Here is a 21,807-nt window from a genome sequence, read left to right on the forward strand (position 1 = left end):
ACGCCGCCGTCGGCACACGTCGCGGCCCGGGCCGGTGGAGGAATGTGGAGGGGCCCCGCGGCACACCCGGGGCGACCCGCCACCCCGACCGCCCGCGCCCGGGGTGACCTCGTGATTAGGCTCTAGCCACTCACGTCGAAGGGATCCCCCGATGGTCCATGCACTGCCCAGTCCCGCGGAGCTCGACACCTTCGCCGAGACGGCCGACCGGGTACGCGGGGCCATGGAGTCGGTGATCTCCGGGCGGCCGGACCTAGTCCGGCTGACCGTCGCCGTGTTCCTCGCCGAGGGCCACCTGCTGCTGGAGGACGTGCCGGGCGTCGGGAAGACCACGCTGGCCAAGTCCCTCGCCAAGGCGATCGACTGCTCGGTCGGGCGCATCCAGTTCACGCCGGACCTGCTGCCCAGCGACCTGACCGGCGTCAGCATCTACCGGCAGGCGCAGCACGAGTTCGAGTTCCGGCCGGGCCCGGTCTTCGCGAACATCGTCATCGCCGACGAGATCAACCGCGCCTCGCCCAAGACGCAGTCGGCCCTCCTGGAGTGCATGCAGGAGGCCCAGACGACGATCGACGGGACCACGTACCAGCTCCCCCGGCCGTTCCTCGTGGTCGCGACGCAGAACCCGATCGAGATGGAGGGGACCTACGCGCTGCCGGAGGCCCAGCGCGACCGGTTCATGGCGCGACTGTCGGTCGGGTACCCGGCGCGCAACGCCGAGGTGGAGATGCTCGAGCGGCAGGAGACGGCGGACCCGCTCGCCGCCGTCCGCCCCGTCGCCGACGTCGAGATGATCACCGCGATGGTCGGCACCGCGCGGCGGCTCTACGCCGCCCAGGGCATCAAGCAGTACGTCGTCGACCTCGCCGAGGCCACGCGCACCGACCCCATGCTGCGGCTCGGCGCCTCCCCCCGGGCCGCGATCCAGCTGCTGCGGTGCGCGAAGGCGCTCGCGGCCATGTCCGGCCGCGACCACGTCCTGCCCGACGACATCCAGGACCTTGCCGTCCCGGTGCTCGCCCACCGGCTGCTGCCGAGCACCGACGCCCGTCTCGCCGGCCACACGGTCACCGAGTCGATCACCGCCATCGTCGCGCGCACGCGCCTGCCGATCTCCGGCCGGGCGTCCGCACCGGACCGCCGGGCGACCGCCGGCTGATGGACGACGTCCGACGGGTCCAGGTCACCGCTCGCGGCTTCGCCCTCGGCGCCGTCGGCGTCGGCGTCGCCGCCGCGGGGATCCTGCTCGGCGTCCAGGTGCTCGCCCAGGCGGGCCTCCTGCTCGTGGGCGTCCTCGCGTACGGACTCGTCGTGCTCGGCACCGCCGCCCGCACGGCGAACCGCGGCGGGCTGACGCTGGTGCGGCGGGTCGTGCCGCACCCCGTGACCGTGGACGACGAGGCAGTCGTCGAGGTGGACCTCACGAGCGCCGGGGGCGTGCACCGCCTCGACCGCCTCGAGATCGCCGAGCAGGCCGCCCGCGAGCTGTCCGGTGGGGGCGGGCTGCGCGCCCGGGTGCACCGGTCCCGCGGTCGCCTGCAGCTCACCTACGCGATCCACCCGTCGCACCGCGGGCGCTGGACCGTCGGCCCGCTGCAGGTCCAGCGCCAGGACCTGTTCGGCGTCGCCCGGTGGTCGGGCCCGCTCGGCCCGCCCATGAAGGTCGCGGTCCGGCCGCGCGTCGTCCACCTCGACATGGACACGCGGTCGTCGTCGACGGACGTCGACCGCGCGGCCGTCGGCACGCGGATGCCGGCCGCCGACGACGCGTCCCTGCGGGACTACCGCGCGGGCGACGACCTGCGGCGCGTGCACTGGCGGACGAGCGCCCGCCGCGCAGAGCTCATGGTGCGCCAGGACGAGCGCGCCGCGCGACGGCCGGTCAGCGTCCTCCTGGACCTGCCCGACGACGACGCGACGGCCGAGTGGTCGATCTCCGCCGCGGCGTCGATCGCCCTCGCCCTCATGCGGTCGGGCCACCGCGTGCGGCTCCTCGGCGGCGGCGTCGTCGACGCGCTGGCCGAGCACCACCGTCCCGACGTCGACGGCACGGCGGCCGACGCCCTGCTGGACCAGACGGTCGACCTCGTCCTGCCGCCGAACCGCATGACGCGCGACGCCTGGCTGCGCACCGCCGTCGACACCCTCAGCCAGCAGGGCGGCGGCGCGGAGCTCATCGTGGCCGTCGTCGGGGGTCTGGACCCGGACGCCCTCGCCTCGCTCGCCCGCATCGGCGATGCGCACCAGGGCTGGGCGATGGTGCGCCTGGGCCGCGTCGGCCAGCCGGCCGGGGACGACGAGACCTACACGCTCGAGGCCCTGCGGCGCGCCGGGTGGCGGGCCGTCGGCGTCCAGCCGGGCGAGGACCTCGCGGCGGCCTGGGAGCGCCTGCTCGGGGCGAGCGACCGGGCGGAGGCGATGCGATGAGCCAGACGAGCCGGATCAGCGGCGCGCGGCTGTGGCTGTGCACCGCCGTCCTCGTGGTGGCCGTGCTGGCGGCCTTCCGGTCGATGACGACCGTCGTGCAGTCCGGGCCCTGGGTGGGCACGGGCGTGATGGGCCTGCTCCTGCTGGCGTTGCTCCTGGTCCTGCTGCGGGTGGTCCTGCGCTCCCCGCTCGCGCCCACCGCGTGGGGCATCCTGGCGTCGGTGCTCGGCGTCGCGGGCCAGTACGGGGGCCTCACCAGCACCTTCTCGATCCCCCGCCCGACGGCGGAGACGCTGGAGCGGCTGCGGCTGCTCATCGCCCAGGGCGAGCAGACCATCGTCGAGGGCCGCATCCCGGTCCAGCCGACGCGTGGCCTGGAGATGCTCCTCGTCGTCGGCGTCCTCGCGACGTACCTCGGCGCCGAGCTCGTCGCCGTGGGCCTGGGCCGGGGCGGCCTGGCCGGCCTGCCGCTCCTGGCGCTGTGGTCCCCGGCGGTCAGCTACGAGCGGGACGTCGGGATCCCGCTGCTGCTCGTCGGCGGCACCACCTACGTGCTCCTGCTCGCCCTCACCCGGCGTCGTCCCCGTCGCAACGACCTGACCTGGCGACGGGAGGCGACGACGGCGCTCACCGCGGCCGCCGCCGTCACGGTCGGCGCCCTGGCCCTCGGCTCCATGGCGTCGGCGCTGCCGTTCGCGGGCAGCATGGAGCTGCCCTCGTCGTGGGGCGAGCAGAACACCGACAGCCCGCTGCGCCTGTCCACCGACCTCGACATGCGGGCGAACCTCGACGGTCGCTCGAACCGTCCGCTCCTGGAGTACACCGGGAGCGCGCGCTCCATCGGCGCCCTGCGCACGTACACGCTGGCCACGTTCGACGGCGAGGAGTGGCAGCGCGGGGCGCGCTCGACCGGGCTGGTCCCCGCGAACGGCCTCCTGTGGCCGGACCAGGCGGAGACGTCCGAGGAGCCGCTGATCGTCGACGTGCGGGTCCTCGCGCTCGAGGGGGACCGGCTGCCCGTGCCCGCCGAGCCGCGCGCAGTGACCGCCGACGGGGTGTGGCTGTACGACGCCACGCGCGACGAGATCATCGGATCCGACACCTCGGTGCGCGGCCTGGACTACGAGCTCACCATCAGCCCGCGTGAGCTCTCCGCCGACACCCTGCAGGCCGACGCCGCCGGCGCGCCGCCCGAGGGTGCGGCGCTCTACCTCGACGTCCCCGCCACGCAGCACTCGGCCGACATCAGCGCGCTCGCCCAGGAGATCGTCGCCGGTGCGGGCACGACCTACGACCAGGCGATCGCCCTCCAGTCGTACCTGCGCAGCAGCCAGAACTTCGCCTACGACACCGAGCTCGCCGCGCCCCAGACCGACGACGCCGTCTGGGACTTCCTCACCTCCGGGCGCGGCTACTGCGTGCAGTTCGCCACCGCGATGACGCTGATGGCCCGCATGGTGGGGATCCCCGCGCGCATGGCCATCGGCTTCCTGCCCGGCTCGCCCGACGAGGACCGCCGCGACACCTACGTCGTCTCCGCCCGGCAGGCCCACGCCTGGCCCGAGCTCTACTTCGCCGACGCCGGGTGGGTGCGCTTCGAGCCGACGCCCGCGCAGCAGACCGGTGCCCCGCCGATCTACGCCGACCCGTTCGCCCCGGACCCGCAGGCCTCCGCCAACGTGCCGACGTCGTCGGCCATGCCCACGACCGCGCCGACGACCGGCCCCGGCGGCCAGGTCGCGGAGCGGGAGGGCTACGTGGGGATCGGTGACGCCGAGGTGCCCGTCGCAGCCTTCGCGGGGGTCACGGGCGGCGTCGCGGTCCTGCTGGTCGGCCTCGCGCTCGTGCTGTGGCACCGCCGTCGCCGGAAGCGTTCCGTGCCCCACGGCCCGGAGGAGTGGTGGGCCCGCCTCCGCGAGGACCTGGCCGAGCACGGCATCCGATGGACCGACGCGACGACCCCACGGCAGGCGGCGCACCTGGTCCGCAGCGCACGCACGCGCCCGGCGCTGACGTCGCCGGGCGAGCCGGTGCCGGAGGCGGCACTGCTCGCCGACGCCGACGCCGCGCTGGACCGCCTGGTCGCCGCGGTCGAGGCGGACCGGTACTCGCCTCGACCGTCCGGCGCGGGGGCCGAGGACCTGGCGGCGTGGGTCGCCGCCGTCGAGCGCCCGCTCGCTGCGGTCGGCGCGGCCGTCGACGAGGCCTGAGCGCCGCGGACCGTCAGCGCTTCAGAGGATCGTCAGCGCTCGAGAAGACCGTCAGCGCTCGAGAAGACCGTCAGCGCTCGAGAGGATCGTCAGCGCTTCAGAGAAACGTCAGCGCTCGAGGCGCTTCAGCGGCCCTCGTCGCGGCGGCGCTCCCAGCGCTCCTCGAGCCGCTCGAGGAATCCTCTGCCCTTGCCCTTGCCCTTCTGGCCCGGGGCCGGGCGGCGCACGCCGCCGTCGGGCTGCACGGTGCCGACAGGGCCGGACCGCCGGGGCGGGGTGAAGGCGAGGACGACCAGGACGAACATCAGCACGAAGCCGAGGATCCCGACCACGGGAATGCTGGCCGCGGTGCCGACGACGAGCATGCCGAGGCCGACGAGAGCGCCGAACCCGGTCAACAGCCAGCGGCGCAGGCTCGACCGACCCCCGCGCAGGGTGCTCACGAGCTTCGGATCGTCAGACGTCAGCTGACGCTCCATCTGCTCGAGCACGCGCTGCTCGTACTCGGACAGAGGCATCGGATACCTCCGTGCTCGATCGGTCACTGGCCTTCAGGATAGATCCCCGCCGCGGGGGGCGGAAGTTGAGCGCGGCTCGACTCGATCATCGCACCCCGGACGACCGCCCCCGTACCGAAGCGCCGCCGCACCTCGTCGGCCACCACCTCCGCCCGACGCCGGGCCGGCCCGCCGTCGTCGGCGGCCTCCTCGAGCGTGAGCTGGCGACCCTGGGCAGCGCTCAGGCCCTCCATCCGCACGCCGACCAGACGCACGGCGAGCCCCCGCCGGTCCACCGAGTCGAGCAGGTCGCGTGCGGCCGCGAAGATCTCACCCGCGACGTCGGTGGGGACGCGCAGGGTGCGCGAGCGCGTCGAGGTCGTGAAGTCGGCCGTCCGGAGCTTGAGACTGACGGTGCGGCCGACCAGGCCTTTGGCGCGCAGGTGGCGCGCGCACCGGTCCGCCATCGCGAGCACGTGCGCCTCGATCGCCGCCGCGTCGCGCAGGTCGGACTCGAACGTCGTCTCCGCGCCGACGCTCTTCTCCTGCCGCTCGGGCGTCACCGGCCGGGGGTCGCGGCCCCAGGCCAGGTCGTGAAGGTGCGCCCCGCCGGCCTTGCCCACCGCGCGCTGCAGCGTCGCCACGTCCGTGCGGGCGAGCTCCGCCACGGTGGTGATGCCCCACCGGGCGAGCGCCTCCTGCGTCCGCTCCCCCACTCCCCACAGCGCGCTGACCGGCAGCGAGTGGAGGAACTCCACCGACGCGCCCTTGGGGACGAGCAGCATCCCGTCGGGCTTGGCCATTCCCGAGGCGAGCTTGGCGACGAACTTCGTCGCCGCGACCCCGACCGAGCACGTGACGTCGAAGTCGGCGTGCACCCGGGCGCGGATGAGCGCCGCGATGGCGGTCGGGCTGCCCAGCCGGCGACGGGCACCGGAGACGTCGAGGAAGGCCTCGTCCACGCTGACCTGCTCGACCAGTGCCGTGACGTCGCGCAGCACGGTCATGACCCCCTGGGAGACCTCCGCGTAGCGCCGATGGTCGGGCGGGAGGACCACCGCGCGCGGGCAGAGCCGGCGGGCGTGTGCCATCGGCATGGCGGCGTGCACCCCGAACGCGCGCGCCTCGTACGTGGCCGCCAGCACGACGGACCGCCCTTCACCGCCGACGATGACCGGCCGGCCGCGCAGGTCCGGCCGCCTGACCAGCTCCACCGAGGCGTAGAACGCGTCCATGTCGACGTGCAGGATCGAGCAACCCGTGTCGTCGTCGCCCCAGTCCCTGCGCAGTCCTGGGGGCGGCCCGTGCCGGCTCACCGCGCCCGACCGTCAGGAGGCACGCAGGGCGAGCTGCCCTTGACGCTCACCGTCGTCGAGCACGACACGGACGGCCTCGTGGAACTGCTCGGCGACGCCGAGAGCACGCTCGGCGCTCCCGGCGTCGACGTCCAGGCGCCCGGCCTCGATCGCCGATCGCGTCGCGGCGTTCGCCGCGAAGTACGCGGCGTAGTCGGCCAGCGTGGGGGCCACGCGCGTCACCATGTCCCACACCGTACGCGCGCCGCTGCGCGGGCCCGGTCGGCCGCGCGCCTGCACCAGCGCCGCCCCGGCGCGCAGGGCGGCCAGGTGGGCGTGCACGAAGGACGCGCCCACGTCCGGGGCCGACGCGGCGGCGGACAGCTCCGCCCGGCTGCGCGCCATCAGGTCCAGCACGGCGTCTGGCAGCGGGGTCTGCATCATCCTCACCTCCGGGGTCGAACGCCTGTTCGACCTCCATGATGGCACCCGCCTCCGACAGCCTGCGTACCGTTGGCCCCATGGCCCGCCGCGACCCGTCGTCCCGCCCCGCGCCGGGGCCTGCCCGCGGCCGGCGCGGTGGCCGTGCGGGCGGCGTCCTGCCGGAGGGCGAGGTGCCCGTCAGCACGGGCACCGTGCGCCTGCAGCGCGAAGCCGGCAGCGACCAGGTGACGGTGTACCTCAACGGCGTCCCGAGCTCGTCGCTGGACCTCGCCGAACCGCGGTGGCTGGAGTTCGAGTACATGCAGCAGATGGCCGCGGTCGTCGACACGCTGCCCCCGGGTCCGCTCGACGCCGTGCACCTGGGCGCTGCGGCCTGCGCCCTGCCCCGCTGGCTCGACGCCACGCGCCCCGGGTCCCGCCAGCTCGCCGTGGACGTGGACGCCGAGCTCGTGCGGCTCGTCCGCGAGTGGTTCGACCTGCCCCGCTCCCCGCGGCTTCGCCTGCGCGTCCAGGACGCCCGCGCCGCCGTCGCCTCGCTGCCCGACGCGAGCCAGGACGTCGTCGTGCGCGACGTCTTCGCCGGGACCACGACGCCGGCCGAGCTGACGACGCTGGAGTTCGCGACCGACGTCGCCCGCGTGCTGCGACCTGGCGGGGTCTACCTGGCCAACTGCGCCGACCGCCCGCCGCTGACCCTCGCCAGGGCCGAGGCGGCCACGCTGCGCCGGGCCATGGGGGACGTCGCGATCGTGGCCGAGCCCGGGGTCCTGCGCGGGCGGCGCTACGGCAACGTGGTCCTCGTCGCCGTCCCGGCGCGCGACGCCGGTCCGGGTCTCGACGGTCCTGGGCTCGCGCGGGCGCTGCGGTCGCTCGCCGTCCCCGCCCGGCTCGTGCACGGCGACGAGCTGACCGGGCTGGTCGCGGGATCGGCCGCGCTGCGCGACCCGCCCGCGCACGGGTGAGGAGACGACGAAGGCCGCGCCGTGACGGCGCGGCCTTCGTCGTACGACCTTGTCAGACCGGGCGGACGCTCTCCGCCTGCGGGCCCTTGGGCCCCTGGGTGATCTCGAACTCGACCCGCTGGCCCTCCTCGAGGGTCTTGTAGCCGGACACGTCGATCGCCGAGTAGTGGACGAAGACGTCAGCGCCGCCACCGTCCTGGGCGATGAAGCCGTAGCCCTTCTCCGCGTTGAACCACTTCACGGAACCCTGCGCCATGCTGTGCCTGTCCTTCTGTCCATCCGGGGACGTCATGACCGAACCCTGTGCCCGGTCCAGTGCCGCAATGCCACGTCCCGCGTCCTGCTCCGACCGACCTACGACGAGGTCACGACGGGGGCCCGGACGGCCCGAGGGCCCTGCTGGTCACTGCAACAGGCGCAAGCATGGCACGGTGACCTGGCGCGGCGCCACAGGTCGTGATCATCGGTTCGACCGTCCCACCTGGGCAAGGACGGGTCCGCGGCCCCGCCCGGGGCAGCCCGCGCCCGGCCCCGCCGGGCCCCGTCACGGACGAGCGCGCCGCCGTGCCACGACCTCCCGGACCGGCGGCACCACCACGCCGTCCTCGGCCATCGTCCGCCGGGTCCGGCGTCGGGTGACGAGCACTCCCCCGACACAGACCAGCCACGGCACCGCCTGCACGGCGAAGGCGACCCGGAAGTCGTCGACGCTCCACTGCCTCCCGTCCGCCACGAGGTCCAGCACGACGCCCACGGCGAGCACGCTCACGACGGCCGTCGAGAAGCCGCCGACGTTGACCAGACCGGACGCGGTCCCGAGGCGCCCGCTCGGGTTGAAGGTGCGGGCGTAGTCGAAGCCGATGGCCGACGTCGGGCCACCGATGCCGATGACGACCACCAGCACGGCGAGGAGCCACACCGGGCTGCGGCCGGGGTGGCTCAGCACGGCCGCCCACGCGAGCGCGACGGCGACGCCCACCGCCAGCACCATCCACGAGCGGCGCAGCGGGTGGCGACCCGTCAGCACCCCGATCACGGGCCCGGTCACGACGGCGGCCACGACGGCCAGGCTCATGAGCCCGCCGGCCGCGCTCGCCGACAGACCCTGCGCCACGAGGAACGGGAAGCCCCACAGCAGCAGGAAGACCGCGAGCGGGAACGTCCCCAGGGCGTGCGACCAGAACCCGAGCCAGGTCCCGGACGTCGTCACCGCGCCGCGCAGGCTGGCCCGCAACGTCCCGCCCGCGGCGGAACCGGCGTCGGGCCCGTCGCGCACCACGGCCCAGGCGAGCAGGGCCGCGAGCGCACCGACCGCGCCGAGCCCGACGAACGTGTGCTCCCAGGTCTGGTGCTGGAGCACGGCCACGAGCGGCACGGACGCCGTGAGCTGGCCCAGGTGCCCCGCCATGCCCGTGAGCTGGGTGAACAGCGGCACCCTGCGCGCGGGGAACCACAGGGCCACGAGACGGACCACCGAGATGAAGGTCGCCGCGTCGCCCGCGCCGATGAGCACCCGGGCGACGTACGCCGTCGGGAGGTCGCCGGCGACGCCCAGCAGGACCTGGCCCGTCCCCATGACGGCGGCGCCGCCCGCGATGAGGGCACGCGAGCCGAACCTGTCCAGGAGGACGCCGACCGGGACCTGCAGGCCCGCGTAGACCGCCAGCTGGACCACCACGAACGTCGACAGGACCGCGGCGCCCACGTCGAACCGCTCGACGGCCTGCGGGCCGGCCACGCCGAGCGAGGCCCGGTGCAGCACCGCGACCGCGTAGGCGACGACCGCAGCGCCCCAGACCACCGGGCCGGACGCGAGAAGGTGGCGCAGCCGGGCGACCGGAGACCCCCGTCTCGCGGTCACAGCCGGATGCCCGCCGACGACGGCGCCCGACACGTCCGGCTGTTCACGCCCTCACGCTAGCCGGGGGCAGGACGCTCAGGCCTCCTCGGACCCGTCCTGCTCGGCGAGGAAGCGCTCGAACTCGGCCCCGATCTCGTCCGCCGTCGGCAGCTGCGTCGACTCGGCGAGGAGCCCGACCCGGCCGAGCGACCGCGAGAGACCGTCGTACTGCTCCTCCAGCGCCCGCACGACGGCGGCGACCTCGGGGGCGTCCGCCATCTGCTGCGCCACGGCCTCGAGCGCCTCGGCGGCGGCGTCCGCGAGCGCGAGCGGGTCGAGGGCGAGCCCGGTGACCTCCTCCACGTGCTCCAGCGCGGTCCGCGCAGCGGGCGGGAACGACGACTGTGCGAGGTAGTGCGGCACGTGCACGCCGACCGCGCCGGCGTCGTGGCCCCAGCGACCGAGCCGGTACTCCAGGAGCGACGCGGCCGAGCCGGGGACCTGCACCGTGCCGAACCAGCTCGTCGGGCCCGTCAGCTCCCGGCGCGTGCCGTGCCGCGTCGCGCCCAGCGGTCGGGTGTGCGGGACGCCCATCGGGATCCCGTGCATGCCCATCACCAGGCGGACGCCGAACATCTCGACGACCTGACGCACGGCGGCGGCGAACCGCTCCCACTGCACGTCCGGCTCCAGGCCGTGCATCAGCAGGAAGGGCTGCCCGGCGGCGTCGCGCATGAGGTCGACCACCAGCTGCGGCTGGTCGTACTCGCGCCAACGCCACACGTCGAACGTCATGGCCGGCCGCCGCGCCCGGTAGTCCACGAGCTGGTCGGTGTCGAAGGTCACCAGGCGTCGGCCGGCGAAGCGCTCGAGCAGGTGCTCGGTCGCCACCTCGCCCGCGCCGCCGGCGTCGATGAAGCCGCGCATGGCGTGCAGCAGGACGAGGCCGTCCTCGGGTGCAGCGGTCGCCAGCTCGGCCGCCGTCTCCTCCTCGACCTCGAAGAGGTCTCGCGGGTCGCTCGTCACGGTGTGCTCCTCTGCGTCGTCTGCAGGGTGCAACGCCGTGAGCGGGGCCGAGAATTCCTGGCTCGCGCCGTGCGTGCTGACCGGCGCGGACGGCTCACCGCGCGGGCAGCCGGACGACCTGGACGAAGAAGTCGTCGATCTGCCGGACGACGTCGATGAACCGCTCGAAGTCGACGGGCTTCGTGACGTACGCGTTGGCGTGCAGCGCGTACGAACGAAGGACGTCCTCCTCGGCCTCCGACGTCGTCAGCACGACGACCGGGATGCTCCGCAGCGCGTCGTCGCCCTTCATCGCCGCCAGCACCTCGCGGCCGTCCATGCGCGGCAGGTTCAGGTCGAGCAGCACGAGGTCCGGGGTGGGCGCGTCCGCGTACGGCCCCTCCTTGCGCAGGTACGCCATCGCGCTCTCGCCGTCGCTGACCACCGCCAGCCGGTTGGCGACCTTGTTCTCCTCGAAGGCCTCGCGCGTCATCAGCACGTCGCCCGGGTCGTCCTCCACCAGCAGGACGTCGATCTCCTTGCGCTCAGTCATCGTGCGGGCCCTCCTGCGCGTGGTCGCCACCGAGGTCGGTGTCCGGGACGACGGTGGTCCCCGGGGCGGGCGCCGCGGGGAGAGTCCAGCGGACGACGCTACCCTCACCGACCGCCTGGTCCACCCAGATGTCGCCGCCGTGGTACTCGACGATCTTCTTGCACAGCGCGAGCCCGATCCCGGTGCCCTCGTAGACCTCCTTGGCGTGCAGCCGCTGGAAGATCACGAACACCCGCTCGGCGTACTGCGGGTCGATGCCGATGCCGTTGTCCCGGCAGGAGAACTGCCACACGTCCCCCACCCGCTCGGCCTCGAGCCGCACGACGGGCGGCACCCCGGGCCGGCGGAACTTCACGGCGTTGCCGACGAGGTTGGCCACGAGCTGGACGAGCAGCGGCGCCTCGCCCCGCACGGTCGGGAGCTCACCCGCGGTCACCTGCGCGCCCGTCTCCTCCACCAGCGGGCCCAGGTCGGCGACGACCTGGTCGACGACGGCGCGCATGTCCACGTCGGTGACCTCCGTGCCGATGCGCCCGACGCGCGAGAAGCCGAGGAGGTCGTTGATGAGCCGCTGCATCCGCTTGGCGCCGTCGACGGCGAAGTCGATGTACTGGTCCGCGCGCTCGTCCAGCTGCCCCCGGTAGCGCGAGGACAGCAGCTGCGTGAAGCTCGCGACCTTGCGCAGGGGCTCCTGCAGGTCGTGCGAGGCGACGTAGGCGAACTGCTCCAGGTCGCGGTTGGACCGGCGGAGCTCCTCCGCCTGCTCCTCGAGCGCGGCGTGCGAGGCCTCCAGCTCTTCGCGCGCGCGGGCCGACTCGTCCAGCAGCACGACGAGCCGCTCGCGCATGAGCTCCACGTCGCCGGCCAGGTCGCCCACCTCGCCGGGGCCGGTGACGTCGACCCGGTGGTGCACGTCGCCCCCGGCCACGACCCGGGCCTCGCTGGCGAGCGCCGCGAGCGGGTCGGTCACCCATCGCCGGAGCGAGACCCACAGCGCGACACCCGCCGCCGCCGCGCCGGCCACGAGCAGCCCGGACGCGACCGACGTCACGCCGATCCACTGGCGCAGCTGGTCGTTGGCGTCCTCGCGCGCCTCGCGGACGGCCGTCGTGTACTCGTCGAGCACGTCCTCGAGCGCCGCGAACGCCGCGTCCTCCGCGCGCAGGTCGGCGGGGTCGACCGCCGACGGACCCGCCTCCTGCACGACGGCGACGAGCGGTTGCACGTGCCCGCCGTACCAGGTGTCCAGCGCGGCCGTCGCCGCGGCCCGGAGCCGCAGCACCGGGTGGTCCGCGCCCAGCTCGCGGGCCAGCTCGGCGCCGACGTCGACCTCGGGCTCGGGCGACTCGGCGATCCGGTCGAGCACGTCCAGGGTGGAGGCGTTGCCGGTCGCCAGGTAGGAGTCGATCGCGGCCTCGGCGTCGAGCAGGAGGATGTGCCCGGCGTCGACCTCCGTGACCGCCCGGAAGTACGTGCCGGTGATCGCGTCCTGCCGGTCGCGCATGACGACGAGCGCCGTCCCCGCGACACCGGCGAGCACGCCGAGGGCGACCCCGCCGGCGACGAGCGCCGTGCCGAGCCGGCGCCGCAGCGATCTCCCGTCGCGCACGCTCGTGGGGGCCGTCACGCCGCCCACCCGGCCCACCCGACGACCACCAGCGCGGCGTCGTCCACCAGGTGGCCGCCGTGCCGCGCGGTGACGGCCTCCAGCACCCGGTCGACGACGTCGCCCGCGGGCTGCCCGGCGTCCGCGAGCAGCGCCTGCGCGACGATCTCCCGCAGGCCGTCCTCCCCGAGGCGCTGCCGACCGCCGTCGACCGTCGGCTCGACCAGCCCGTCGGTGAACAGGAGCACCCGCCACGCGTCGTCGAGCTCGACCCGCGCGGGCGACCAGCCGCCCGGCACCGGCACACCGAGCGCGCGACCGCGGTGCGTCGCGGGCAGCGGGACGACGGGCGGCCCCGCGAGGAACGGCGTCGGGTGGCCGCACAGGTACAGGTCGAGGCTGCGCCGGTCCTTGGCCACCTCCACCATGACCAGGGTCGCGAAGATCTCGGGCCGCGCGCGCTCGGCCAGGAGCACCCGCTCGACGACGTCGAGCACGACCGGCGCGTCGAGCCCGGCGAGCACCCCGGTGCGCCAGGCCGTCCGCAGCGTCGCGCCCAGCGCCGCCTCGTCCGGGCCGTGCCCGGCGACGTCGCCCACCACGGCGAGCACCACGCCGTCGTCCCGCTCGACGACGTCGTAGAAGTCCCCACCGAGCAGCCCGTCGCGCCCGGCGCGGTACCCGACGTCGACCTCCAGGCGGTCGTCCTCGACGGCCGGGCGCGGCAGCAGCGCGCGCTCCAGACGGCTCGTCTCGTACTGACGCAGCTCGGCCCGGTAGAGCTCGCGCTCGGCGAGCTCGAAGCGGCGGCGCTGGATGGCGTACCGGACGGCCCGGTGCAGCAGCTCCGGGTCGACCTCGCCCTTGACGAGGTAGTCCTGGGCGCCGGCGGCCACCGCCCGCAGGCCCTGCCCCGTGCCGGCGTGCCCCGTGAGCACGATCACGGCCGCGGACCCGGGCCGCCGCAGCAGCGCCTCCAGCGCCTCGAGGCCGGCCATCCCCGGCAGGCCCAGGTCCAGCAGCACGCAGTCCACGTCCAGCCACATCGGGACGTCGTCCATGGTGCGCACGTGGCGCAGGTCGACCGCAGCGCCGGAGTCCGCGAAGAGCTCGCGCACGAGCAGGGCGTCGCCGTCGTCGTCCTCGACCAGCAGCACCGAGACCGGCTTCGGCTGAACCTCGTGGTAGGGCACGGTCCACCTTTCGACGACGCGGGCCGATCCTAGGGTCGCGCCCGCAGCGGCGCGCGTCGAGCGTGCCCGGCAGGGCCGGACGGGTGAACCGTGCCCTGCGACGAGCCCGCACCCCGGACGGCACCCCACGTGGGGGCGTCCGAGGCGGATAATGGACGGCCGGTCGCGCGGGCGACCGCGGGAGGGAGCGGGGTGCGGGCAGAACAGCTGCGCGAGGAGCAGGACGCCGTCGACCGCCGGTACGCCCGTCTGGACGACCTGCGGGCCCAGACGGCGGACCGGCTGCGGCGCACCAGAAGGGTCGGTCCGAGCGGCTCGCCGCAGAACCGGTCCGAGCGGGACGCCTTCGCGACGCTCTACGAGGACCGCCTCGCCCAGCTCGACGCCGTGGAGCAGCGCCTCACCTTCGGCCGGCTGGACATGGCGGACGGCAGCACCCGTTACGTCGGGCGCATCGGACTCACCGACCCCGACCACACCGTGCTGCTCACCGACTGGCGGGCGCCCGCGGCCCAGCCGTTCTACCGCGCCACCGCCGCCCAGGCCGACGGCGTGCGGCGGCGTCGCCACCTCGTCACCCGCGGGCGGGTCGTCACCGGGCTCGAGGACGAGGTGCTCGACCTCGACGCGGTGGCGTCGGGCGAGACCGATGCCACCACGCTCGCGGGTGAGGGTGCCCTCCTCGCCGCGCTGGCCGGCGCCCGGACCGGCCGCATGGGCGACATCGTGGCGACGATCCAGGCCGAGCAGGACGCGATCATCCGCTCCGACCTCACCGGCGCCCTGGTGGTGCAGGGCGGGCCCGGGACCGGCAAGACCGCCGTCGCGCTGCACCGCGCGGCCTACCTCCTCTACGCGCACCGGCGCACGCTCGAGCGGTCGGGCGTGCTCCTGGTGGGGCCCAGCCGCGTCTTCCTGCGCTACATCGACCAGGTCCTGCCGTCGCTCGGCGAGACGGGCGTCGTCACGGCCACCGTCGCCGAGCTGTTCCCGGGCGTCCGGGCCGACGGCGTCGAGCCGGACGCGGTCGCCGAGATCAAGGGCCGCGACGTGTGGCGGCAGATCCTGGCGCGCGCGGTCCGGCAACGGCAGGGCGTGCGCCTGCCCGCACGCGAGGTGACGCTCGACGGGCACCTCGTCACGGTCGACCCCCGCGACGTCGCCGACGCCGCCGCGCGGGCCCGACGCACGGGCCAGCCGCACAACCTCGCGCGCGCCACCTTCGTCCGGGACATGCTGGGCCGGCTCGCGCAGCAGTACGTCACCCAGCTCGCCTTCCCCGTGCCGCCCGACGAGCGCGGCGAGGTGGTCGAGGACCTGCGCACGACGCGGGAGGTGCGGATCGCGCTCAACCTGGCCTGGATGCCGCTGACGCCGCAGGGCCTGCTCGAGTCCCTGTACACCCGCCCCGAGCGTCTCGCGGCGGCCGCCCCGGAGCTCACGGACGCCGAGCGCGCGGCACTCGCCCGGCCGGCGGGCTCGGCGTGGACGCCCGCCGACGTCCCGCTCCTGGACGAGGCCGCGGAGCTCCTCGGGGAGGACGACCAGGCCGAGCGCGCGCAGGCCGCCGAGGACGCCCGTCGGCGCCAGGCCGAGCTGGAGTACGCGCGGGACGTCCTGACCACCTCAGGCGCCGGGGCCCTGGTCAGCGCCGAGGTGCTGGTCGACCGGTTCGCCCACTCCGGCCCGCTGCTCACCACCGCCGAGCGCGCGGCCGCCGACCGCACCTGGACCTACGGGCACGTGATCGTGGACGAGGCGCAGGAGCTGTCCGCGATGGCCTGGCGGATGCTCGTGCGCCGCGTGCCGACCCGCTCGATGACGATCGCGGGCGACCTCGCCCAGACGTCGTCGGCGGCCGGGGCCAGGGCGTGGGGGGCGATGCTCGCACCGGTGCTCGGTCCGTCGTGGCGCCTGGCGGAGCTCACCGTCAACTACCGGACGCCCGCCGAGGTCGCCGACACCGCGCAGGAGGTCGCACGGGCCGCCCACCTGCCGACGAGCCCGTTGACGTCGGCCCGCCGCGTGCCGGGTTCCCTCGTCGTGGACCGCGTGGCCGACCTCACGGCCGGCGTGGTCGCCCACGCCCGGGCCGCGCTCGCCGAGCTCGGCACGAACGACGAGGGTGCGGGGCGCGTCGCCGTCATCGCCGCGCCGGCGCGCGTGAACGCGCTGCACGAGGCGCTGCGGGGGACGGACCTGGCGGACGACCTGAACGGCGGGTCGTTCCTGGACGCCCGGCTGGCGGTCCTGGGGCCGCGCGCGGCCAAGGGCCTGGAGTTCGACGCCGTCGTCCTCGCCGAGCCGGCCGAGGTCGCGCGCGAGGGCGGGGTCGGCGACCTGTACGTCGCGATGACCCGGCCGACGCGGGCCCTGCACGTCGTGGCCGCGGGCGAGCTGCCCGAGGGCCTCGCGCCGGCGACCGGGCCCGGTCAGTCCTCGCAGGCCACCTGACCGACCTGCGCGAGGCCCGCGAGGTCACCGGGGCCGAGGTCCGTGCGGCTCGCGCTCACGGGGTACATGAGCTCGGTCGGGTCGTCCACGTGGTCGAGCCCGAGCACGTGGGCGAGCTCGTGCACGACCAGCGCGCGCGCCCGGTCGTGCCCGCCCGGCTCGCGGAGCATCGCCCCCAGGTCCGCGGCGTCGAGCACGACGCGCCCGGCAGCGAGCCACTGCCCGGTGCCGTCGGCGCCCGGCACGGCCGCCGACCCGCCGACACCGGCCACCTCCCCGGCCAGCTCCGGGATGGTCGCCTCGTCCGACCACGCGACGAGGACGGGCGCCCAGGAGTCGCCGTAGCGCTCCGGCTGGATGAGCGCGCGCTCGACGGCGGGCTCCTCGTCGGTCGTCCCCGCGTACTCCAGGACCAGTCCGGAGGCCGCGCCGACGACCGCGGCGGCCTCGTCGATGACCGCCTGCCCACCGGCCGGCATCCCGTCCGGACGCACGACGTAGCGCACGGGCCGGCACGGGTCGTAGCCCACCGGTCCGCCGAGCTCGTCGGTGTGCAGGAACGCGTACGCGCCGTCGGTCGTCACCGGGACGGCCGGGCGCAGCCGCCCGGCCGAGGGGGCCGGGTCCGGGATCCCCAGGGCACGGCCGTCGATCTCGACGTAGGCCCGGGGCTCGAACCAGTCGCGCCAGGAGAACCCGGCCACCACCGCCCCGACGACGGCGAGGCCCACGACGGTGCCGAGCACCAGCAGCGCGCCCGCCGCACCCGGCCGACGGCGCCGCGCCCGCCGGGCGAACCGGGCCGCCTCGCGGTCCATCCGACGCACGACGCGCCGCGAGCGTCGTTCCTCGCGGGCGTCGGCGTCCATCGGTCCAGTCTCGCGCCAGGGCCGTGCGCTCGCGTGGGACCGGGCCAGATTCACCCGCCCGGCACCGGGGGCATCGTCCGCCAGCCGGTCGCGGTTCCCACCGCGGACGCGACCGGGCCACGATAGGCAGGTGCTACGTGCCCTCCTCCTCGAGAACCTCCACCCGCTCGCGACCACCATCCTCGAGTCGGACGGTACCCAGGTGACCTCGCGCACCGGTGCCCTCGACGAGGACGAGCTCATCGCGGCGCTCGACGGCGTCCAGCTGCTCGGCATCCGGTCCAAGACGCAGGTGACCGAGCGCGTGCTCGACGCCGCGCCCGACCTGCTCGCCGTCGGCGCGTACTGCATCGGCACCAACCAGATCGACCTGCGTGCGGCGTCACGCCGGGGTGTGGCGGTGTTCAACGCCCCGTTCTCGAACACGCGGTCGGTGGTCGAGCTCGCCCTGGCCGAGATCATCGCCCTGGCCCGCCGCCTCACGGAGCGGGACAAGGCGCTCCACGACGGCGTCTGGGACAAGACCGCCGAGGGGGCCCACGAGGTGCGGGGCCGCGTCCTCGGCATCGTCGGCTACGGGAACATCGGCACCCAGCTCTCGGTGCTCGCGGAGAACCTGGGCATGTCCGTGGTGTTCTACGACACCCAGGAGAAGCTCGCGCTCGGCAACGCCCGGCGCATGGGCTCCCTCGACGAGCTGCTCGAGGTCGCCGACACCGTGACGCTGCACGTCGACGGCCGCCCGGGCAACGCGGGCCTGTTCGGCGCCGAGCAGTTCGCCCGGATGAAGCGGCGCGCCATCTTCCTGAACCTGTCGCGGGGCTTCGTGGTCGACTACGGCGCGCTGCGGGACGCGGTCGTCTCGGGTCACGTGGCGGGCGCGGCCGTGGACGTCTTCCCGGAGGAGCCGAAGCGCCGGGGCGATGCGTTCGCCTCCGAGCTGCGCGGCCTGCCCAACGTCATCCTCACCCCGCACATCGGTGGCTCGACGCTCGAGGCGCAGGAGGCCATCGGCCAGTTCGTCTCGAACAAGCTGCGCGACTACATCGCCAACGGCTCGACCACGCTCAGCGTCAACCTGCCGAACCTCGCGCTGGACGCCCGGACCGGCGCCCACCGGCTCGCGCACCTGCACCAGAACACGCCCGGCGTGCTGGCAGGCATCAACAAGTCGCTCGCCGAGCACGGTGTGAACATCGAGGGCCAGCTGCTCTCGACGCGCGGCGAGGTCGGCTACGTGGTCACCGACATCGCGTCGGGTCTGCAGCCCGAGGTGCGGGAGATGCTCCTCGCGATGCCGCAGACCATCCGGCTGCGTTCGCTGTCCTGAGCACGGCCGTGCTCAGCCCGTCTTGCGACGGAAGGTCCGCCGGCCACCGCCGGTGACCTCGGGGCCGTGCACGCTGCCGTCGGCGTCGCGAGCGTCGGCGCTGCGGTGCGCGGCCTGCTTCTTGCGCTCGAGAGCCTCGCGGAACTTGGCCTTCGCGTCCTCGGACGCCGCGGGTGCGCGATCTCGGTCACCAGTCATGGTCGTTCCTCTCGTCCGCGGTCGGGCCGCTCGCCCAGTCTGCCGCCAGGGGGCTGCGGGAGCCAGCGCATTCGGCGCGTCGCGGCCGCTCAAGGGCCCCGCCGACCGCTCCCCTACGGCGTCGTAGGTTACGCACCCGTAGGTCTACGATGATCCGGTGACGCTCGCTGACCGACCGTGGCTGGGCGCCTACGCGCCCGGCGTGCCCGCCGACCTCGAACCGCTCGACGAGCCGCTCACCGCTGCGCTCGAGAGGTCCGCCGCTGCGCACCCCTCACGGGTGGCCCTGGACTTCATGGGTGCCGTGACCACGTACGACACGCTGTGGCGCCGCGTCCAGCACGCAGCCGAGGCCCTGCGGGAGATCGGCGTGCGCAAGGGCGACCGCGTCGCGCTCGTGCTGCCCAACTGCGCGACGCACGTCGTCGCCTTCTACGCGGTGCTGCGGCTCGGCGCCGTCGTGGTCGAGCACAACCCCACCTACTCCGCCGACGAGCTCGCGCACCAGCTGGCCGACAGCGGGGCCACGACCGCCGTCGTCTGGGAGGTGGCCGCCGCCGCCGTGCTCGCCGCACAGCCGCGCACGCAGGTACGGACGGTCGTCGTGGTGGACCTCACGCGCGACCTTCCCTCCGCCAAGCGCGCCGCCCTGCACCTGCCCGTCCCGGCGGCTCGCAAGCTCCGCTCGGCGATGCGCGCTCCCCTCGCCGCGGGCGCCCACGTGCTCCGCTGGCACCGGCTGGTCTCCGCCGCTCGCGCGCTCCCCGCGGATCACCCGCACCCCACGGCCGAGGACATCGCGCTGCTGCAGTACACCGGCGGGACGACGGGCGTCCCGAAGGGCGCCATCCTGCGGCACCGGAACCTCGTGGCGAACGCAGCCCAGGGGGCGGCGTGGACCCAGCACCGCGAGGCGGAGGAGACGATCGGCGCAGCGCTGCCGTTCTTCCACGCCTTCGGCATGACGCTCTGCCTGACGTACGCGATCCGCATCGCGGCGACCGTCGTGGTCTTCCCCAAGTTCGACGTCGACCAGGTGCTCGCGGCCCAGCGCCGTCGCCCGCTGACGTTCTTCCCCGGCGTCCCGCCGATGTTCGAGCGGCTCGCCACGGCGGCGAAGGCGCAGGGCGTGGACATGACGAGCTGCCGGCACGCGATCTCCGGCGCCATGAGCCTGCCCACCGAGACGGCGCGCGCCTGGGAGGAGGTCACGGGCGGGATCCTCGTCGAGGGGTACGGCCTCACCGAGACCTCCCCCGTGATCCTCGGCAACCCCATGTCGCCGGATCGGCGCCCCGGCTACCTCGGGATCCCGTTCCCCTCGAGCCGCATGCGCGTCGTCGACCCGGACGACCCCACCGTGGAGGTTCCTCCGGGCGAGCGCGGCGAGCTGCTCGTCGCCGGACCCCAGGTCTTCGACGGCTACTGGGAGCACCCCGCGGACACCGCGGCCGTCCTTCTCGAGATCGACGGCCGGACCTGGCTGCGGACGGGCGACATCGTCGTGGTCGAGGAGGCGGGCTTCGTGCGCCTCGTCGACCGCATCAAGGAGGTCATCATCACCGGCGGGTTCAACGTGTACCCGTCCCAGGTCGAGGACCTCCTGCGCGAGATGCCGGAGATCGGCGACGTCGCCGTCGTCGGCATCCCCGGCGGCGGAGACCTCGGCGAGAAGGTGGTGGCCGCCATCGTGCTCGCCGAGGGGGTCACGAAGGTCGAGCTCTCGGCGGTGCGCGCCTGGAGCGAGCAGCGGCTGGCGCGCTACGCGCACCCGCGCGACCTCGTCATCGTGCCCGAGCTGCCGCGCTCGCAGATCGGCAAGGTGCTGCGCCGCGTCGTGCGCGAGCAGATCGTCAGCCGCGGCTGAGCGCGTCCTCGCCGCCCGTCACGGGTCCGGTCACGGGCTCGTCTCCCGGGGGCTCGACCGACGCGTCGTCCCCGGACGCCGCTCGCTCGGCGCGCAGCGCCGTGATCGCGGCCTCGAAGTCCTCGAGCGACTCGAAGGCCTGGTAGACGCTCGCGAAGCGCAGGTACGCGACCTCGTCCAGCTCGCGCAGCGGGCCGAGGATGGCCAGGCCGATCTCGTGCGCGTCCAGCTCCGCGCTCCCCGTGCTCCGCAGCGTCTCCTCGACGCGGTGCGCGAGGAGTGCAAGGTCGTCCTCGCTCACGGGCCTGCCCTGGCAGGCCTTCCGCACCCCGGTGACGATCTTCTCCCGGCTGAACGGCTCGACGACGCCCGACCGCTTCACCACCGACAGGCTCGCGGTCTCGACCGTGGTGAACCGCCGGTGGCACTCGGGGCACTGCCGACGCCGGCGGATCGACGCGCCGTCGTCCGAGGTGCGCGAGTCGACGACGCGCGAGTCGGGGTGTCGGCAGAACGGGCAGTGCACGCGGACCTCCTGGGTCGCCACGCGGGCACCGGCTGACCGGTGCCCGGCGGGTGCCGGACGGGCGGCGCTCACGCTACGCAGGCCCCCATGCACACGCAAGGCGCGCCCGGAGGCGTGCCGACTCAGCTCTCGGCCGGCAGGAGGATCTGCTGACCCGCGGTCAGGCCGGCACCGGGCAGGTCGTTGAGGTTCACGAGGTGGTCCACGACGTCCCGCAGGTCCTGTCCGGGCGCGGCGATGCCGGAGGCGATGTCCCAGAGGGTCTCGCCCGACCGCACGGTGTAGGTCTCGACGGGGACGCCAGGGCTCGGCGTGCCGGCGTTCGCGACCTGGTTGCCCAGCATGCCGACCAGACCCAGACCCAGCGCGAGGAGGAACACCGTGACCCTCCCCCGACGCGTCAGCCGAAGCGGCGCATCGGCCGCCGTGCCCGTGGACCGCGGCGCGGCAGCAAGCCTCGTCCCCCGCGGGAGGTCCGCAGCGATCGCGCTCATCTCGTCTCCTCGGTCTCGCTCATCCGGGTCGTGCTCA

Annotated in this window: 20 protein-coding genes; 7 read left to right on the plus strand and 13 right to left on the minus strand. The window is 74.9% G+C overall.

Annotation, left to right across the window (positions count from 1 at the left end):
- Nucleotides 1-151: 151 nt before the first annotated feature.
- From AFE02nite_RS04930 to AFE02nite_RS04940, 3 genes are read left to right on the plus strand one after another with little or no spacing between them, the layout of a single operon-like run.
- Nucleotides 152-1,159, plus strand: a complete 1,008-nt coding sequence (locus AFE02nite_RS04930; protein WP_052113486.1) for an AAA family ATPase — start codon at nt 152-154, stop codon at nt 1,157-1,159.
- Nucleotides 1,159-2,427, plus strand: a complete 1,269-nt coding sequence (locus AFE02nite_RS04935) for a DUF58 domain-containing protein (protein WP_034244211.1) — start codon at nt 1,159-1,161, stop codon at nt 2,425-2,427. The genes AFE02nite_RS04930 and AFE02nite_RS04935 overlap by 1 nt, the downstream gene beginning before the upstream one ends.
- Nucleotides 2,424-4,637, plus strand: coding sequence for a transglutaminase family protein (locus tag AFE02nite_RS04940; RefSeq protein ID WP_034244209.1), 2,214 nt, complete (start codon nt 2,424-2,426; stop codon nt 4,635-4,637). The genes AFE02nite_RS04935 and AFE02nite_RS04940 overlap by 4 nt, the downstream gene beginning before the upstream one ends.
- A gap of 125 nt (nt 4,638-4,762) precedes the next feature.
- Here the strand turns inward: AFE02nite_RS04940 and AFE02nite_RS04945 are convergent, their stop codons facing one another.
- From AFE02nite_RS04945 to AFE02nite_RS04955, 3 genes are read right to left on the minus strand one after another with little or no spacing between them, the layout of a single operon-like run.
- Nucleotides 4,763-5,155: a DUF3040 domain-containing protein gene (locus AFE02nite_RS04945; protein WP_034244207.1), complete on the minus strand. Its 393-nt coding sequence runs from the start codon at nt 5,153-5,155 to the stop codon at nt 4,763-4,765.
- 23 nt (nt 5,156-5,178) lie between these two features.
- The gene (locus AFE02nite_RS04950) at nt 5,179-6,450 is read right to left on the minus strand and encodes a DNA polymerase IV (RefSeq protein ID WP_261765464.1); all 1,272 of its coding nucleotides are present in this window, start codon (nt 6,448-6,450) and stop codon (nt 5,179-5,181) included.
- 12 nt (nt 6,451-6,462) lie between these two features.
- Entirely contained in the window at nt 6,463-6,873 is a 411-nt protein-coding gene (locus AFE02nite_RS04955) for an SAV_6107 family HEPN domain-containing protein (RefSeq protein ID WP_146819152.1), read from the minus strand.
- 77 nt (nt 6,874-6,950) lie between these two features.
- Between AFE02nite_RS04955 and AFE02nite_RS04960 the strand changes: the two genes are divergently transcribed.
- Nucleotides 6,951-7,835: a spermidine synthase gene (locus AFE02nite_RS04960; protein ID WP_034244188.1), complete on the plus strand. Its 885-nt coding sequence runs from the start codon at nt 6,951-6,953 to the stop codon at nt 7,833-7,835.
- 52 nt (nt 7,836-7,887) lie between these two features.
- Here the strand turns inward: AFE02nite_RS04960 and AFE02nite_RS04965 are convergent, their stop codons facing one another.
- The 6 genes from AFE02nite_RS04965 to AFE02nite_RS04990 all read right to left on the minus strand — a co-directional run bounded on the left by AFE02nite_RS04965 (nt 7,888) and on the right by AFE02nite_RS04990 (nt 14,032).
- Nucleotides 7,888-8,091 (minus strand): cold-shock protein, encoded by a 204-nt coding sequence (locus tag AFE02nite_RS04965; RefSeq protein ID WP_034244186.1) that lies wholly within the window; start codon nt 8,089-8,091, stop codon nt 7,888-7,890.
- 288 nt (nt 8,092-8,379) lie between these two features.
- Entirely contained in the window at nt 8,380-9,696 is a 1,317-nt protein-coding gene (locus AFE02nite_RS04970) for an MFS transporter (RefSeq protein WP_261765467.1), read from the minus strand.
- A 75-nt stretch (nt 9,697-9,771) separates the two neighbouring features.
- On the minus strand, nt 9,772-10,701 hold the full coding sequence (locus AFE02nite_RS04975; RefSeq protein WP_034244182.1) for a PAC2 family protein: 930 nt from the start codon (nt 10,699-10,701) through the stop codon (nt 9,772-9,774).
- A 94-nt stretch (nt 10,702-10,795) separates the two neighbouring features.
- Nucleotides 10,796-11,233, minus strand: a complete 438-nt coding sequence (locus AFE02nite_RS04980; RefSeq protein ID WP_034244180.1) for a response regulator — start codon at nt 11,231-11,233, stop codon at nt 10,796-10,798.
- Nucleotides 11,226-12,860: a sensor histidine kinase gene (locus tag AFE02nite_RS04985; protein WP_261765468.1), complete on the minus strand. Its 1,635-nt coding sequence runs from the start codon at nt 12,858-12,860 to the stop codon at nt 11,226-11,228. Before AFE02nite_RS04985 ends, AFE02nite_RS04980 begins: the two co-directional genes overlap by 8 nt.
- A complete protein-coding gene (locus AFE02nite_RS04990; RefSeq protein WP_052113484.1) occupies nt 12,857-14,032 on the minus strand; it encodes a PP2C family protein-serine/threonine phosphatase in 1,176 nt (391 codons plus the stop codon). Before AFE02nite_RS04990 ends, AFE02nite_RS04985 begins: the two co-directional genes overlap by 4 nt.
- A gap of 192 nt (nt 14,033-14,224) precedes the next feature.
- On the opposite strand from AFE02nite_RS04990, the gene AFE02nite_RS04995 reads away from it, so the two are divergent.
- A complete protein-coding gene (locus tag AFE02nite_RS04995; RefSeq protein ID WP_034244178.1) occupies nt 14,225-16,486 on the plus strand; it encodes a HelD family protein in 2,262 nt (753 codons plus the stop codon).
- On the opposite strand, the gene AFE02nite_RS05000 is transcribed toward AFE02nite_RS04995, so the two are convergent.
- The gene (locus AFE02nite_RS05000) at nt 16,465-17,355 is read right to left on the minus strand and encodes a matrixin family metalloprotease (RefSeq protein ID WP_052113483.1); all 891 of its coding nucleotides are present in this window, start codon (nt 17,353-17,355) and stop codon (nt 16,465-16,467) included. The two genes, AFE02nite_RS04995 and AFE02nite_RS05000, sit on opposite strands and share 22 nt — an antisense overlap.
- Before the next feature lie 130 nt (nt 17,356-17,485).
- Here AFE02nite_RS05000 and serA point away from each other — a divergent pair, with 130 nt between their 5' ends.
- A complete protein-coding gene (serA, locus tag AFE02nite_RS05005; protein ID WP_034244177.1) occupies nt 17,486-18,685 on the plus strand; it encodes a phosphoglycerate dehydrogenase in 1,200 nt (399 codons plus the stop codon).
- Nucleotides 18,686-18,697: 12 nt separating this feature from the next.
- Here serA and AFE02nite_RS05010 read toward each other — a convergent pair whose 3' ends face one another.
- Nucleotides 18,698-18,883: a DUF5302 domain-containing protein gene (locus tag AFE02nite_RS05010; protein ID WP_034244175.1), complete on the minus strand. Its 186-nt coding sequence runs from the start codon at nt 18,881-18,883 to the stop codon at nt 18,698-18,700.
- 157 nt (nt 18,884-19,040) lie between these two features.
- Between AFE02nite_RS05010 and AFE02nite_RS05015 the strand changes: the two genes are divergently transcribed.
- Nucleotides 19,041-20,750 (plus strand): AMP-binding protein, encoded by a 1,710-nt coding sequence (locus AFE02nite_RS05015; RefSeq protein WP_034244174.1) that lies wholly within the window; start codon nt 19,041-19,043, stop codon nt 20,748-20,750.
- On the opposite strand, the gene nrdR is transcribed toward AFE02nite_RS05015, so the two are convergent.
- Complete coding sequence (gene nrdR / locus AFE02nite_RS05020; protein WP_034244195.1) at nt 20,737-21,276, minus strand: transcriptional regulator NrdR; 540 nt, start codon at nt 21,274-21,276, stop codon at nt 20,737-20,739. The genes AFE02nite_RS05015 and nrdR overlap by 14 nt on opposite strands.
- A 122-nt stretch (nt 21,277-21,398) precedes the next feature.
- Nucleotides 21,399-21,770 (minus strand): LysM peptidoglycan-binding domain-containing protein, encoded by a 372-nt coding sequence (locus tag AFE02nite_RS05025; RefSeq protein WP_052113482.1) that lies wholly within the window; start codon nt 21,768-21,770, stop codon nt 21,399-21,401.
- Nucleotides 21,771-21,807 lie beyond the last annotated feature (37 nt).

This window comes from Actinotalea fermentans, assembly GCF_007991475.1.
GTDB classification, from domain to species: domain Bacteria; phylum Actinomycetota; class Actinomycetes; order Actinomycetales; family Cellulomonadaceae; genus Actinotalea; species Actinotalea fermentans.

Bases quoted from the DNA above. Each gene is read 5' to 3' on its own strand.
- AFE02nite_RS05000 (WP_052113483.1), bottom strand. From the start codon at position 17,355: ATGGACGCCGACGCCCGCGAGGAACGACGCTCGCGGCGCGTCGTGCGT.
- AFE02nite_RS04955 (WP_146819152.1), bottom strand. From the start codon at position 6,873: ATGATGCAGACCCCGCTGCCAGACGCCGTGCTGGACCTGATGGCGCGC.
- AFE02nite_RS04960 (WP_034244188.1), top strand. From the start codon at position 6,951: ATGGCCCGCCGCGACCCGTCGTCCCGCCCCGCGCCGGGGCCTGCCCGC.
- AFE02nite_RS04965 (WP_034244186.1), bottom strand. From the start codon at position 8,091: ATGGCGCAGGGTTCCGTGAAGTGGTTCAACGCGGAGAAGGGCTACGGC.
- AFE02nite_RS04940 (WP_034244209.1), top strand. From the start codon at position 2,424: ATGAGCCAGACGAGCCGGATCAGCGGCGCGCGGCTGTGGCTGTGCACC.
- AFE02nite_RS04945 (WP_034244207.1), bottom strand. From the start codon at position 5,155: ATGCCTCTGTCCGAGTACGAGCAGCGCGTGCTCGAGCAGATGGAGCGT.
- AFE02nite_RS04935 (WP_034244211.1), top strand. From the start codon at position 1,159: ATGGACGACGTCCGACGGGTCCAGGTCACCGCTCGCGGCTTCGCCCTC.
- AFE02nite_RS04980 (WP_034244180.1), bottom strand. From the start codon at position 11,233: ATGACTGAGCGCAAGGAGATCGACGTCCTGCTGGTGGAGGACGACCCG.
- AFE02nite_RS04930 (WP_052113486.1), top strand. From the start codon at position 152: ATGGTCCATGCACTGCCCAGTCCCGCGGAGCTCGACACCTTCGCCGAG.
- AFE02nite_RS05025 (WP_052113482.1), bottom strand. From the start codon at position 21,770: ATGAGCGCGATCGCTGCGGACCTCCCGCGGGGGACGAGGCTTGCTGCC.
- AFE02nite_RS05010 (WP_034244175.1), bottom strand. From the start codon at position 18,883: ATGACTGGTGACCGAGATCGCGCACCCGCGGCGTCCGAGGACGCGAAG.